Origin of the sequence: Janthinobacterium sp. MP5059B, assembly GCF_001758645.1 — a bacterium.
GTDB lineage: Bacteria > Pseudomonadota > Gammaproteobacteria > Burkholderiales > Burkholderiaceae_D > Janthinobacterium > Janthinobacterium lividum.
Genome location: NZ_LRHX01000006.1, coordinates 323,822 through 338,215, shown reverse-complemented (window position 1 = coordinate 338,215; position 14,394 = coordinate 323,822). Strand labels below are relative to the sequence as shown.

At 66.2% G+C, this 14,394-nt stretch carries 8 protein-coding genes; 2 read left to right on the top strand and 6 right to left on the bottom strand.

All coding sequences use genetic code 11. The features are described 5' to 3' along the window. Positions 1-266 precede the first annotated feature (266 nt). A complete protein-coding gene (locus JAB1_RS06230) occupies positions 267-1,145 on the top strand; it encodes a serine hydrolase (protein ID WP_034778183.1) in 879 nt (292 codons plus the stop codon). 120 nt (positions 1,146-1,265) lie between these two features. Here JAB1_RS06230 and JAB1_RS06225 read toward each other — a convergent pair whose 3' ends face one another. Continuing rightward, the gene (locus JAB1_RS06225) at positions 1,266-2,198 is read right to left on the bottom strand and encodes a DMT family transporter (protein ID WP_070279198.1); all 933 of its coding nucleotides are present in this window, start codon (positions 2,196-2,198) and stop codon (positions 1,266-1,268) included. A 109-nt stretch (positions 2,199-2,307) separates the two neighbouring features. Here JAB1_RS06225 and JAB1_RS06220 point away from each other — a divergent pair, with 109 nt between their 5' ends. Further along, a complete protein-coding gene (locus JAB1_RS06220; RefSeq protein WP_070279197.1) occupies positions 2,308-3,207 on the top strand; it encodes a LysR substrate-binding domain-containing protein in 900 nt (299 codons plus the stop codon). Here JAB1_RS06220 and JAB1_RS06215 read toward each other — a convergent pair. From JAB1_RS06215 to recC, 5 genes are all read right to left on the bottom strand, one after another. After that, positions 3,204-5,135, bottom strand: a complete 1,932-nt coding sequence (locus tag JAB1_RS06215; RefSeq protein ID WP_071653304.1) for a methyl-accepting chemotaxis protein — start codon at positions 5,133-5,135, stop codon at positions 3,204-3,206. The two genes, JAB1_RS06220 and JAB1_RS06215, sit on opposite strands and share 4 nt — an antisense overlap. Before the next feature lie 159 nt (positions 5,136-5,294). After that, positions 5,295-6,425 (bottom strand): exodeoxyribonuclease V subunit alpha, encoded by a 1,131-nt coding sequence (recD, locus tag JAB1_RS30210; protein ID WP_254671993.1) that lies wholly within the window; start codon positions 6,423-6,425, stop codon positions 5,295-5,297. Next, complete coding sequence (locus tag JAB1_RS30205; protein ID WP_254671991.1) at positions 6,340-7,266, bottom strand: AAA family ATPase; 927 nt, start codon at positions 7,264-7,266, stop codon at positions 6,340-6,342. The genes recD and JAB1_RS30205 overlap by 86 nt, the downstream gene beginning before the upstream one ends. After that, the gene (gene recB / locus JAB1_RS06205) at positions 7,256-10,927 is read right to left on the bottom strand and encodes an exodeoxyribonuclease V subunit beta (RefSeq protein WP_070279196.1); all 3,672 of its coding nucleotides are present in this window, start codon (positions 10,925-10,927) and stop codon (positions 7,256-7,258) included. Before recB ends, JAB1_RS30205 begins: the two co-directional genes overlap by 11 nt. Then, positions 10,924-14,343, bottom strand: a complete 3,420-nt coding sequence (gene recC / locus JAB1_RS06200; RefSeq protein WP_070279195.1) for an exodeoxyribonuclease V subunit gamma — start codon at positions 14,341-14,343, stop codon at positions 10,924-10,926. Before recC ends, recB begins: the two co-directional genes overlap by 4 nt. Positions 14,344-14,394 lie beyond the last annotated feature (51 nt).

Here is a 14,394-nt window from a genome sequence, read left to right as displayed (position 1 = left end):
AAATAATACGAAGTTTCCAAGGCGAAATCAATAATTGCGCAACAATTTTCACTACGGCAAGATTAACCCCATTTATTCGCCAAATTGGCCGCAACACCGCTTGTCGCGGGCCTGTACCGTAGACATCGCTTGATCTTTAATGGTATTGTTTAAGCTTGGCAAATATTGCCTCCGAGATACACGCCGCGTCCCCGCGCGGCCCGTTTCCGGATTTGCGCGCAGCGCCCACGATGGCGCCCCAAAACTGCTTTCCCACATACAATCCCATGCTCAAAAAAATGTTCGCCGCGGTGCTGATGACGCTTTCGACAGCGGCCATCGCCGTGCCCTTCGGTTCCCAGTCGATACTGGTAGTCGAAGACGGCACAGGCAAAGTCTTGCTTGAAAAAAATTCCAACGTGGTGGTGCCCATCGCCTCGCTGACCAAACTCATGACGGCCATGGTCGTGCTCGACTCCAAGGCGAATATGCAGGAAGAGATCAGCATCGACCGCGAGGATGTCGACACCTTGAAACACAGCACTTCGCGCGTGCCCGTGGGCGCCACACTGAGCCGTCACGACGTGCTGCAACTGGCGCTGATGTCGTCCGACAACCGCGCCGCCGCCTCGCTGGCGCGCACTTTCCCCGGCGGCCCCACCGCATTTGCCGTGGCCGTCAACGCCAAGATCAAGGCCCTGGGCATGCGCCAGACCGTGATCGAAGAGCCGACGGGCTTGTCGCCGAACAACCAGTCGACGGCAGCAGACCTCGTCAAGATGGCCGTGGCCGCCTCGCGCTACCCGGAAATCAGCCGCATCACGACGGATTCGAAGGACGTGATCCAGATCAAGGGCCGCGACGTGGAATACCACAATACGAACCGCCTGGTGGGTGCCAAGGGCTGGGATATCGGCCTGTCAAAAACGGGCTACACGAATGAAGCGGGCCGCTGCCTGATCATGCGCATCAAGTCGGCCGGCAAGTTCGCCACCATGATCCTGCTCAACGCGCGCGCCAATTCCGTGCGCGCCATGGACGCCGTCAACATCCGCCGCATGCTGGCGGCCGAGAACGGCATCGAAGAACCGAAAGTGATGCGCGCCTCCGTCAGCCGGCACAAGAAAGCGCCGGCGAAGCCATCCAAACGCCGCCGCGCACGTTAAGCACGGCTGAGAAAACGCCCATGGCGGCGTTGCAGTGCCTGGCCGTACTAGTCGTACTGCCTGCGGCACTGCGCCTTGCCCTGAACGTTTTTCAGGCGTGCTTTCATACCAGAAAAATACTTATTTCGCTTGCCGGTTGGTCATCACCACGCCGGCAATCGTCACCGCGCCGCCCACCAGCATCGAGGCCAGCACCGGCTCGCCCAGCAGCACCGCCGCCAGCACGATGCCGAACACGGGCACGAGGTTGTTGAAGACGGCCGTGCGCGACGGACCCAGCGCCTTCACGCCCTCGTAATACCAGACAAAGCCGATCACCGTGCCGAACACGCCCAGGTAGCCGATGGCGGCCCACACTTGCCAGCCAAAGCTGTGCCATGGCACCGTCGGGAATTCCACCACCGCCCCCACCAGCAGGAAAGCCAGGCCCCACATCGACGCATACGTGGTGGCGGCAATCGGGCTCAAGCCCTTCAGCGCGACCCGGCCGATCAGGGTGTAGGCGGCCCAGCTGGAAATGCCGCAAAACATGAACACCTCGCCCATGCCGATGCCGCCGCCCGTGCCGTGCAGCACGCCGGCGAGATCGCCGCGCGTGATGACGATGGCCGTGCCGCAAAACGCCAGCATGATGCCCAGCCACTTGAAGGAACCGAGCCGTTCGCGGAACAGCATGGCCGAGGCCAGCGCCGTGACGATAGGGTTCAGGGCCACGAACAGGGCCGTGCGCCCCGCCGGCATGCGCGACAGGGCCGCCAGGAAGCACAGGTTGTACAAAAAGATGCCCGTCAGGCCCAGCGCGGCCGTCGTTGCCAGCTGCTTGCGGTCCAGACGCGGCAAGCCCCCTTCCAGTTTCCAGGCCAACATGACCAGCAACAGCACGGCCACGCCGAAGCGCCCGCTGGCGGCTGTCATGGGCGGCATCTGCTGCGCCAGCACGCGCCCCGCGATAAAGGTGCCGCCCCAGAACAGGGCGACAAAGATCAGTTTGATGTAGACGAGCGGCGATTGCACGGAAGGCAAGGCGGCTGATGGTATGGCGGAAGAAGACATGGAATATCCTGTATGGCCGCTTGCGCGGCGGGTGGTGTCCATATATATTAATACTAATATCAACTCATGAAATAATGAGTAAATACTCATAACTCAACAAAACCACACCATGACCTTCACGCAACTGGAAATTTTTACCCTCGTGGCCGAATTGCACGGCTTTTCCGCCGCCGCCGCGCAGCTGGGCATCAGCCAGTCGGCCGTCTCGCACGCCTTGAAGGCGCTGGAAAAGGAGATGGGCGTGGACCTGATCGTGCGCCACCAGGCCTCGGCCGAACTGACGGACGTAGGCCGCCAGCTGCTCGTGCGCGCGCGCGAAATCCTCGGCTTGTCCGAGGCCATGCGCCAGGAAGCGGCCGACGTGCTGGGCCAGCGCCAGGGCACCCTGCGCATCGGTTCCTTCGGTCCCACGTCATCGCTGAACCTGCTGCCGGCCATCACGGCCCAGTTCCGCCTGCGCTATCCCGGCATCGACCTGCGCATCGACGAGGGTGCAGACCATGAAGTGGTGCAGTGGATACGCGAACGCAGGGTCGATGTCGGCTTCGTCGTGCTGCCGGACGAGCGCTTCGATACAGCGCCGCTGGTGGAAGACCAGATGATGGCGCTGGTGCCGCGCAGCCATGCGCTGGCCAGCGAAACCGCCATCACCCTGGCGCAGCTGTGCGAAGGGCCGTTCATCATGTCCGAGGCGGGCTGCGCCTGCCTGATCGAACCGCTGTTCGCCAACGCGGGCTTGCAGCCGAACGTGCCCTATCGCATCAGCCAGGTGATCACCATCCTCGACATGGTCAGCCGCGGCGACGGCCTGTCCATCGTGGCCGAACTGGCCCTGCCGCAGCGGCTGCGGGAGCAATATCCGGAACTGGTCGCCCTGCCGCTCAATCCGCCCGTCAGCCGCAAGGTGGGCCTGGCCGTGCGCGACCGGCGCCAGAACACGCCCGCCACCAACGCCTTTTTCGAGGTGGCCAGGCAGATGGCGCCGACCCTGGCGCCCCAGCGCGCCTAGAACGTCTCCCACTCCTCGCTGCGTTCCGGCTTGACGGCCGCCGCCTTTGCCGGACTGCTGGCGAGGCGCGGCGCCATCGCTGCGCGCACCACGGGCCGAACGGGTTGCTGCTGCTGCGGCGGCGCCTGCCCCTCGTCGAGCTTGAACACGCCCACCACCTGCGCCAGCGTGCTGGCCTGGTCTTGCAGGCTTTCCGCCGCAGCCGCCGCCTCTTCCACCAGGGCCGCATTCTGCTGCGTCACCTGGTCCATTTGCGCGATCGCCTGGTTCACCTGCTCGATGCCCGAACTCTGCTCGGCGCTGGCGGCCGTGATCTCGCCCATGATGTCCGTCACGCGGCGCACGCTGTCGACGATTTCCTGCATCGTCGCGCCAGCCTCGTCGACGAGGCGCGCGCCCGAATCGACCTTGCCCACCGAATCGTCGATCAGCAGCTTGATTTCCTTCGCCGCGCCGGCGGAGCGTTGCGCCAGGCTGCGCACCTCGGTCGCCACCACGGCAAAGCCGCGCCCCTGCTCTCCCGCGCGCGCCGCCTCCACGGCCGCATTGAGCGCGAGGATATTCGTCTGGAAGGCGATGCCGTCGATGACGCTGATGATGTCGACGATCTTCTTCGACGAATCGTTGATCGAGGCCATGGTATCGACCACCTGCGCCACCACTTGCCCGCCCTTGCTGGCCACGCCGGACGCCGATTGCGCCATCTGGTTGGCCTGGCGCGCATTGTCCGCATTCTGTTTCACCGTGCTGGTCAGCTCTTCCATCGAGGCGGCCGTTTCTTCCAGCGAACTGGCTTGCTGTTCCGTGCGCGACGACAGGTCCTGGTTGCCTGCGGCGATTTCCGACGAGGAAACCTTGACCGATTCGCTGGCCGTGCGGATTTTCACGAGAACGGCGGCGATCTTGTCGATGAAGCGGTTGAAGGCGCCGGCGATCTGCGCCAGTTCATCCACGCCGGAAGCGTCGAGGCGGCGCGTCAAATCGCCTTCGCCCGAGGCGATGTCGTCGAGCGCGTCGCGCACCAGTTCCAGGCGCTTGAGCATTTTGAAGACCAGCAGCGACAGCAGCAGCGCCGCCAGCCCGGTCAGCAGCGCGGCAGTGACGGTGGCCGTCGTCAGCATCGTCTGCAAGGCTTGCATGGCTTCCTGCTGGTCCAGCACCACGGCCAGCAGCCAGTCGGTGCCCGCCACGCGCGTGACGTACAGCATGCCGTCGCGCTCATCGAGGCGCACGGCCTCGCTCGTGCGCGTGCTTTCCAGCCGGTTGACCTGCGCGGCCGACAGCGCCGCATCGAGTTTCGCCACCGGCTGCAGGCTCAGGTCCTTGTTCGCATGGGCGATGATGGTGCCGCTCTGGTCGACGAGGAAGGCAAAGCTGTGCGGGGTCGGCTTGATCGCCACCACGTTGGCGATCACCGTATCGAGCAGCACGTCCGCCCCCGCCACGCCCAGCAGCGCCTCTTTCGGGCCGACGGGCGCCGTAAACGACACCACCAGCTTGTGGCTGGCCGCGTCCACGTATGGCGGCGTCAGCATCGGCACGCCCGCCTTGACGGTGTCCGTGTACCAGGCGCGCGCCGTGGGATCGAAATCGGCCGGGCGGCCCGGATGGGTAAACACGGAACGCTTGTCCGCATAGCCGATGAACACTTCCGCGAAATCGCCGGCCTTTTCCGCGATCTGGAAGGCGCGCAGCGGATCGGGCGTCTCGGCCGACATGACGATGGATGCCATGACCTTTTTCTTGCCATCGACCCATTGCGCCAGCACGGCCGACTGGCTTTGCAGCAGTTGCTGCATCTGCTGATCCGACGACGCCAGCATGCTGCTGCGCGTCGTCACGTAATTGGCAACCGACAGGGCCAGCATGGACAGTACGACAATGGCCACGCAAATGAGCACCAGCCGCGTGCGAAGGGAAGACAACATGATGGACTCCTCGTTTCGATTTTAATGGCGTGAAACAGTGCTGTTGCACCGCTTTCTCTACGCAAGCATTTTCACACAAAAATCGGAACAATTTTCATCAATATTCGGAATACAACACATATATTTCCGTGCAGAAACCTATCGAACCCTGTCAACCTATCAGCGGATCAGCCCCCTCAAGCCGCTGGCCCGCTGCGTGCGGCGCAGGATCGCGTCGAACAGCACGGCCTGCGTGGGCGAGACGAGGGTAAAGAAGGCGCGCGCGCGCGTGATGCCCGTGTAGACCAGTTCACGCGCCAGCATGGCGCCGCCTTCCTGCGGCAGCACCAGCACCGTGTGGCGAAATTCCGAGCCCTGCGATTTATGCACCGTCATGGCGAACGCCGTCTCCACGTGGCGCAGGCGCGTGGCCAGCACGCTGCGCACATTCTCGCCCTCCAAAAAATACACGCGCAGGGAGCCGGGCCGCGCAGGATCGCGCAAGGTCAAGCCGATATCGCCATTGAACACGCCCGTGCCGTAGTCGTTGCGCGTGACCATCACGGGACGGCCCACATACCATTCGCTGCGGCGTATCAAGCCATCCTTTTCCAGCCGCAGTTCGATGGCCGTGTTCAGGCCCGCCACGCCCCACTCGCCTTCGCGCACGGCGCATAGGATGCGGAACGATTCAAAACTGTGCAGCACGGCGCGCACCCAGTCGTCATGCTGCGCGTAGCCTTCGCCGCCCGCATTCACCAGCGCCAGGTAAGGCTGGTAGCCGCCCGGCGCGTCGGCGCGTCCGCGCAAGGCCAGGCGCAGCACGTCTTCCTGCTGCGCCGGCACGCTCCACGCCAGCTGGCCGCCGCTGTCGTCGGCGAAGCACGCTTTGGCCAGATCGGGCCTGCCGCCATTCACGGCCAGCGCCAGTTCGCCGATCGGACCGCTGAAGCGGTGGCTGTGGCGCAGCATCACCGTCTGCTGCGCCAGCGCGCCGGCCGCACCGGCAAAATCAGGCGGAATGGCCACGCCGCTAGCCGCCTGCGCATACGCGATGGTGGCGTCCGTGTAGCCGCCCGCCTGCGCATCGTGGCACAAGTCGCCCAGCACGGCGCCCGCTTCCACGGACGCCAGTTGGTCCTTGTCGCCGAGCAGTATCAGGATCGCCGTGGACGGCAAGGCATCGAGCACGCTGGCCATCATCTCCAGGTGCACCATCGACGCTTCATCGACGATCAGCACGTCGACGTCGAGCGGATTGCCCGCGTGATGCGCAAAGGGGCGCGCGTCTCGGGCCCGCGCACCCAGCAAAACTGTGCAGGGTGCGGGCCGCGCCCATGCGCCGCGCCAGTTTCCAGCAGGGGCAAAGGCTTTTCCCCAAAAACCTTTTTTCCGCCAGGCCGCTCAAGGCCTTGTCGATCGACTGTTTCAGGCGAGCGGCCGCCTTGCCCGTCGGCGCGGCCAGTGCGATGCGCAGCTGCTCCGGCTGCGGCGAGACGGCAAACAGCAAGGTCAAAAGGCTCGCCACCGTGTACGTCTTGCCCGTCCCCGGCCCGCCCGTGATGATGGCCACCTTGCCGCGCAGGGCGATCGCGCACGCCACTTTTTGCCAGTCCGGGCCACCATCCTGCGCGGGCTGGTCGAACAGGATGTCGAGCCATTGCCGCACCTGCGCCAGCGGGGGATTAGTCAAATCCTGCGCGCGGAGGGCGATTTTCTCGCCCACCAGGCTTTCGTCGCGCCAGTAGCGGCGCAGATACAAACGGTCGCCATCGAGCACCAGCGGCTGGCGCGCGTCGGCCGCACCGACCTGCCACACTTGCGGCGCGCCGGCCAGCAGCGCGCGCCAGCCATCGACGCTGTCCGGCAGCGGACCGGAGACGGCCAGCACGGCATGCCACAGCTCCTCGCTCCAGCCCAGCAACTGCGACGGTTCGCTGGCCAGCTCAAACAGCATCAAACAGCTGTGCCCCCGCCCTTCCAGCTCGGACAGCACCACGCACGCCACGGCCACGGCCGGCGCATGCGGCGCATTCTCGTCCAGGCTGGCGATGAAGCGGGCAAAGGCGGCGCTCAGGCGGCGCAGATGGCCATCCTCGGCGACGCCGTCGACATGGGCAAACAAATCGTTCATCTGTGCGTCATGCTGCATGGTGTTCCGTTTCTTCTAACAGTTGATCGAGGCCGTCCAGCAGTTCCAGCTGCGGCGCCAGCCAGTAGCAGCCATGCGTATCCGCATTCGCTATGCCACGCAAGAACAGGAAGATGGCGCCACCCAGGTGTTCGGCCGGGTCGTAGGCGTCACCGAGGCGGCTTTTCAGCAGCCGGTGCAGGGCCAGCATGTAGATGGCGCCCTGGATATCGTAGCGGTGCTGCGCCATGCCGGCCGCCAGCGCGGCCGTGTGATACGCACCGTCGTTGGCACCCAGCGCATTCGACTTGTAGTCGAGCACCCAGTAGCGGCCATCCTGTTCGATGACCAGGTCGGCAAAGCCTTTCAGCATGCCGTGCAACTGGCGCCGCGGCAGCACGGGACGCGGCGCGCCATCGAGCAGCAAGCGCGTGCACAGCTGATCGAGCGCCCCCGTGGACAAATGCTCGCTGGGGAACCAGAACTCCATCTCGGACAGGGTGCTATCGAGCTGTGACAACGACGCATCGAGCAGCGGTAACGGCGTGAGGGCGATTTCCCTGAGCCAGGCGATGGCGTCTTCCTGGCGGTGCCCCCAGCCGGCCCGCTCGCAGCGCGCGGCAAGGCGCGTGTCGAAGTGCGCCTCGTGGACGCTGTCAAAACCTTCGCTGCCCATCCATTCGAGCTGCTCGTGCAGGAAATTGCCGGGCACGGAGCCACGCGGGAAGCGGTGCCATGGCGCGTCGCCCATGTGCATCGGCGAATTCACGGCGACAGCCGTGCCATCTTCCAGCAGGGTTTCCTCCAGCGCCCGTTGCGGCACGTGCGCGGCCGCCACGGCGCCGATCTGGCGCGTCAGCGACGTAAAGCTGCCCACCGACCAGTCGCGCTCGAACTCGCCCACGAACACGGGCGCGGGACACAGCTCGGGGCGCCGCTCGACCCGGTCCAGCACCGTGCAGGCATCGGGCTGCGCCAAAGAAGCCACGTAGATGGCGTCGCAGCTGCCCGCCACCTGCTGCCAGCGCAACAGCAATTGCTCCGCCGGCAGCTTGTCGCCGCCCGTCAGCAGGTAGCCGAGCGCCGATTCGTGCAAGGTGTTCTCGCCCGCCTTGCGCGCCGCCTGGGCGGCCACGCCCAGCCACAGGAAGTGGCGCGCGCGCGTCAGCGCCACATACAGCAGGCGCAAGTCTTCCTCGATGCGCGCCTCTTCGACCGCCGCCATGGCCTCGTCGGACAAGGACAGGTCGAGGCGGCGTTCGCCATCCTCGCCCGCATAGTCGAAGAAGCTGCGGTTGCGTTTGTCCACCTTGCGCGCCGTCACGGCGAACGGCAGATACACGAGCGGGTATTCGAGTCCCTTGGATTTGTGCACGGTGATGACCTTGACCAGCTCCGCATCGCTTTCCAGGCGCAGCACGCGCTCGTCGCCGCCCTCGCCTTCGCCGGCGATCTGCTCGGCCAGCCAGCGTATCAGCGCCTGCTCGCCATCGAGCTGGCGGCTGGCCGATTGCAGCAGTTCGGCCAGGTGCAGCAGATTCGTCAGCCGCCGCTCGCCGCCCGTCTGCTGCAGCAGCATGGCGGGCAATTGCAGTTCGTGGATGAAGCGGCGCAGCATGGCCAGCACGCCCTGGCGCTGCCAGATCAGGTGCAGGGCCTTCAGTTGTTCGACGCGGCGTTCCCATTCCAGTTCATCGCTGGACAGACGCGCCAGCTCGCCCAGCGACAGGCCGATGGTGCGCGTGGCAAAGGCGGCGCGCGCCAGTCCCCCGTCGAGGGGATTGGCCAGCGCCGCCAGCCAGCGCAGCACGTCTTGCGCTTCCTCGCTGTCGACGACGGAATCCTTGTCGGACAGGTACACGCTGGCGACCCGGCGGCGCGCCAGCGCGCGGCGGATGGCGGCCGCTTCCTTGCGGTCGCGCACGAGGATGGCGACGTCGGCCGGCTGCAAGCGCGTAAAACCGTCGGGACCATCGAAGCCCGCCTGCGGGTCGCCCAGCATGGCGACGATATGTTCGGCGCAGTGCTGCGCGAAATACTCGCGGTAGCTGTCGCCGCGCAGCCCTTCATCGCTGGCGCAGGCGGCCAGCAGGGCCGGCAACGGGCCGCTGGCGTTCACCAGGTATTCGGCGCGGCCCTTGGCATCGACGGCTTCGAACGGCAGCGGGTTCTCGCCATTTTTCCGGTAGCGGAAGGCACCAAGCGGCACTTCGGCGCGCTCGGCGTGCAGGAACAGCTGGTTGACGGCAGCGACCAGCGGCGCCGTCGAACGGTAGTTGGTGCCCAGCTGGTAATGGCGTCCCGTCGTCGCGCGCCGCGCCGCCAGGTAGCTCTGAATGTCGGCACCGCGAAAGCCGTAGATCGATTGTTTCGGGTCGCCGATCAGGAACAGGCCCAGGGCCGGGTCGTTGTCGGCAATGCGGTACAGCAGATTGAAAATCTGGTACTGGGCGGGCGCCGTATCCTGAAATTCATCGACCATGGCCAGCGGATACTGGTCGATGATACGCTGGCGCAGGGCCGTGCCATTTTCGCCGGCCAGCGCGTCGTGCAGGCGCTGCAGCATGTCGGCAAAGCCGAACTGGCGCGACTGGCGTTTTAACTGGTCCATGCGCCGCGCGATGGCCGCCGCCGCATGCAGGTGCAGCTTGTGCGCCAGCGGCGTGAGGCCCGCCAGCGCGATGCCCAGCCCTTCCGTATGCTCGAAGCACTCGGGCACCTGGGCCGTGAAACTCTTGGCAAACGCATCCTCGATGCCGAACGGCGTCAATCTCTCCCACGCCTTGGCCGTGATGGCCGGCTGCAGCAGCAGCGGGTCTTGCGCCCAGCGGCGCAAGCCATCGAACCACTTCGCGAGGTTCTCCGGCTTCATCTTGACGCCGTTAAAACACTTGGGATTGGCGGCGCGGTGGTCGTTGATCCAGGCGGCCATCTGGTCCACGCGTTCGACCCAGCCCGCCTTCAGGGTGGCCAGCTGCGCGGCCAGCGCCCGCTGTTCGCGCGCGATCAGCGCGGACAACGGTTCCTCGTCCGCCATGCCCATGATGTCCGCGCGGCGCGCCAGCTCGCGCGCACCCTTCTTCAGCGCCCCCACGTCGGGCCAGCAGGCCAGCAGCACGTCGAGCGCCTGCGGCGGCAAGGGATAGACTTGCTGGCGCCAGTAATCGTGGGCCGCATCCTCGAACAGGGCTTGCTCGTCGCTGACCAGTTCTTCATCGAACAGGCTGCCGCTGTCGAACGCGTGCTCGCGCAGCATGCGCTGGCACCAGGCGTCGATGGTGAAAATGGCCGCTTCATCCATCGTCTCGGCGGCCAGCATCAGCCGGTGCGCGGCCTTTTGCCGTTCGCTTTCGTCCGGATAGGACTCCAGCAAGGCGTCGAGAAAGGGGTCGCTGCCGCCGGACTCAATGCCAAATTCGTGGCGAAAATAGGCGGCCGCTTCGATCAGGCGCTCGCGCACGCGGTTCGACAATTCGCGCGTGGCGGCGCGGGTAAACGTCATCACGAGGATGTCGGCCGGCAGCAAGGGACGCGTAAAACGGCTGTCGTCGTCGCCATGGCCCAGCACGAGCCGCACGTACAGCGCGGCGATGGTCCAGGTCTTGCCCGTGCCGGCCGAGGCTTCGATCAGGCGCGAGCCGTGCAGCGGGAACGCCAGCGGGTTGAGCAGATGGCTCGTCATGGTTCTTCTCCCGCGCCGTCTGCGGGCGCGCTGATAGGGTCGATCGTGATGTGTTCTTGCAGCCAGTCGGCCAGCGGGCCATACAGCTCGCGCGTGCAGTCTTCCCAGGCTTCTTCCGCGGCCAATGCGGAAAACTCGGGCCACAGGCGCGCCAGGCACAGCTCTTCGCGCTCGCCGGAGACTTCAAAGCCGCCGTCGTAGACGGCGCGCGGGTCGCCCTGCTGCACCAGCGCGAGGCCCGTCTTGCACGCCGTCGGCAGCGGATGGTTCATGCCTTCGCGCCACAGCGCCAGCAAGGTGGCCAGCGCATCGCGCGACGTAGCCGGATCGAGCGGCGCCATGCTGACGATGGCGTCGCGCGCCACCAGGTAGCCGGTGACGGGGAAACCGAGGGCGGCGGCGGCCAGCTGGCGCAGCCACATCAGCATCAGCTTGTCGCCGCGCGCCAGGCCGCCCTTGTCCGTCACCTTCGAGGAAATCTGCATCAGCCAGGCCGTGTCCCGCCCGTTGCTGCACAATTTGTCGAGCCAGTCGTCGATCTGCAGCTCGCCAAACGGCAAATTGATGGCGCGCTTCTCGGCCGCGTACGGGAACGAGGCGCGCAGGGACAGCCACGCGCTGCGCACGGGCACCAGCGCCTCGACCAATTGCGCCTGCACTTGCCGGCCGATCAGACCGATGGGCAGCACGCCTTCGCGCGCCAGCTTTTCCGCGCGCGCTTCCAGGCTGGCGCGCACGTCATCGAGCGCTTCGACGGCGCCGCCGTCGTCCAGCATGGTGTCTTCCAGCAGATAGCGCTCGAGCGCATTCAGGCCGAACGGCTCTTCATCCTCGCCCAGCATGGCCGCATCGGCGAAATACACGCTCAAGCGGCGGCGGAAAAAGTATTTGACGGGCTGGCGCAAAAAGCTGGCAAGCTCGCCCAGTTTCAGCCGCGTGCCGGGATCGAGCTCGTAAGGGCCCAGCGCCAGTTCCTCGGCCTGCGCATCCGCATCGGCATGCGCCACGCGCCATTCGCGCGCGTAGGTCAGCAAGCCATCGGCCTCGAAATAGCGGCGGCTGAACGGCTGCAGCGCATGCTCGGTGGTCAGCGATACAAGGTGCCGGTCCAGCGACCAGCCGGCGGCAAGGTAATCGCGCAGCTGCGACACCAGCACGGACGGCGGCTGCTCGGAATTGTCGCGCACATTGCGCCCCACCCAGCTCACGTACAGCTTGTCGCGCGCGGCCAGCAAGGCTTCGAGCATCAGGTAGCGGTCATCGTCGCGGCGCGAGCGGTCGCCCGGGCGCGCCATGCCGGGCAGCGCCAGCAAGTCGAAATCGGCCTTCTGCGCGCGGCGCGGGAAGTCGCCATCGTTCATGCCCAGCAGGCAGACGACGCGGAACGGCACGGCGCGCATCGGCATCAGGGTGCAAAACGTGACGCCGCCGGAGACAAATTGATGGTTCAGGGTCGGCTCGTCCAGCGCGCCCAGCCACGCCACGCGCAGCACGGACAGCGGTACCTGCTCGACAAAGCCCGCGTGCTCGCAGGTTTCCAGCCAGCCCTGCAATGCGCCTTCCAGCTGCGCCAGGGTCAAACGGTCGCCCTCGTCGTCAGCATCAAAGAAGGCGGCCAGCAGCGCGCGCGCCTGCACGCCCCACTCGGCTGGCGTGCAGGCACCGGCAAGCACGGTGCGCCAGTGCAGCAGCGCCTCGACCAGCTGCGCAAGGGACCCCGCCAGCGCCGCATCGAGGCCGCCCACTTCCGCATACGGCTCGATGCCGCCAAAGCTGGCGCCACTGCCGCTGGCATAGCCGAGCAGCATGCGCCGCACGCCGAAGATCCACGCATTCTGCTCGCCGGCCGCACCCAGTCCCAGGCCGGCGCGGTGTTCCTGGTCCAGGCCCCAGCGCACGCCGGCCCCTTCGATCCACGCGCCCAGGGTGGCCAGGTCGTCCGGCTGCAGGCCAAAGCGGGCCGCCAGCGCCGGCACGTCGAGCAAGTCGCGCACTTCGCTCTGGCGGCAGCGCTGCTGCGGCAGCTGCAGCAGCCACTCGAGCGCGACGAGCAGCGGGTTGACGCTGCGGTCCTTCACGTCGCCGATCTCGAACGGGATGAAGCGCTCGTCATTGCGCCGGTACTGGCCGAAGACTGCGTGGATGGCAGCCGTAAAAGTGTCGATGTCGGGCACCATCACCACCACGTCGCGCGGGCGCAAGCCCGTCTGGGCGCTGTGCGCGAACATGGCCAGCAGCTGGTCGTGCAGCACTTCCACTTCGCGCTGCACGCTGTGCGCCACGTGGAATTCGATCGAGCGGTCGCCTGGCTCGGGCGGCACCTGCTCATGCTCGGCCAGCGGGCGCAGTTCGCGGATGGCCACCTGCACCTGCTGCAGCAGGGTCTCGCCCGTTTCCTCGCCAAACAGGTCGATGCGCAGGCTGTCGTCGCGCCCCTCGGCTTGCGCGTGTTCGTCGAATTCATCGAGCATGCGGATGAAATCGCGCCCTTGCCTGCCCCAGCTGGCCAGCAGCGGGTGGCTGTGCGCATGCAGTTCTTCCAGCGGAATTTGCGCCAGGTCGGTGCCGTTGCGCTGCCGCTGGCGCTTGTTTTGCGCGCGCAGCAAGTCGCGCCCGTCGATGATGTCGCCCCAGTAAAACTGGCACGGATTGGGCACGGCCAGCACCACCTGCGTGTGGCGCGCCAGCGCGGCCAGCGCCTGCAAGGTCTGGTACGGCAAGGCCGACACGCCAAACAGCACGACACGGCGCGGCAGCTTGCCGGCAGGCGCATCGCCGGCGGCGATCGCTGCCAGGAAGGCGTCGTGGATGTCGGCGCGGCCCGTGTCGCGCTCGAACGCCTCGACGTCGGCCGCCACGGCGCGCCACAACTGCGCCTGCCAGCGCTGGTCTTCCTTCAATGCGATGGATACACCGCGCGCCGTGCGCAACTGGTCGCGCCCCGCCGCCCAATCGGCCAGCCAGTCGGCGCGGTAGACCTGGTACTGGTCGAACAAGTCGGCCAGCCGCTCGGCCAGCTGCAGCCGGCGCTCGCTGTCACCATCGGCAAGGAAGTAGCGCAGCGGCGCGAAGACCGGGTCGGCCAGCAAGGACGGCAACAGGCGCATCAAACGCCACGTCAGCGGGGACTTGTCGAACGGCGACACGCGCGGGACTCTTTCGCGCCCCAGCATGCCCCTGTAGCTTTCCCACAGCAGGCGCGCCGGCAGCGCGATGCGCGTGGCGGCGCACACGCCCATCTCCTCGGCCAGGGCGATCTTCAGCCACTCGGCCACGCCGTTTGACTGCACCAGGAAAATATCCGTTTCCAGGGGCGCCAGCGGATGCTGGCGCAGCCACTGGAAGACGGCGGCGCGCAGCTGTTCCAGCTGGTTGCCATGCAGGATGAGGAGGCCGGGCGTAACGGGAGTATGCATGCTGATCCGATGGGTTGCCGCGCCTCCGGCCGGGTGGCCAGAGACGTCAAA

Bases quoted from the DNA above. Each gene is read 5' to 3' on its own strand.
- recC (WP_070279195.1), bottom strand. From the start codon at position 14,343: ATGCATACTCCCGTTACGCCCGGCCTCCTCATCCTGCATGGCAACCAG.
- JAB1_RS06230 (WP_034778183.1), top strand. From the start codon at position 267: ATGCTCAAAAAAATGTTCGCCGCGGTGCTGATGACGCTTTCGACAGCG.
- JAB1_RS06220 (WP_070279197.1), top strand. From the start codon at position 2,308: ATGACCTTCACGCAACTGGAAATTTTTACCCTCGTGGCCGAATTGCAC.
- recB (WP_070279196.1), bottom strand. From the start codon at position 10,927: ATGACGAGCCATCTGCTCAACCCGCTGGCGTTCCCGCTGCACGGCTCG.
- JAB1_RS06215 (WP_071653304.1), bottom strand. From the start codon at position 5,135: ATGTTGTCTTCCCTTCGCACGCGGCTGGTGCTCATTTGCGTGGCCATT.
- JAB1_RS30205 (WP_254671991.1), bottom strand. From the start codon at position 7,266: ATGCAGCATGACGCACAGATGAACGATTTGTTTGCCCATGTCGACGGC.
- JAB1_RS06225 (WP_070279198.1), bottom strand. From the start codon at position 2,198: ATGTCTTCTTCCGCCATACCATCAGCCGCCTTGCCTTCCGTGCAATCG.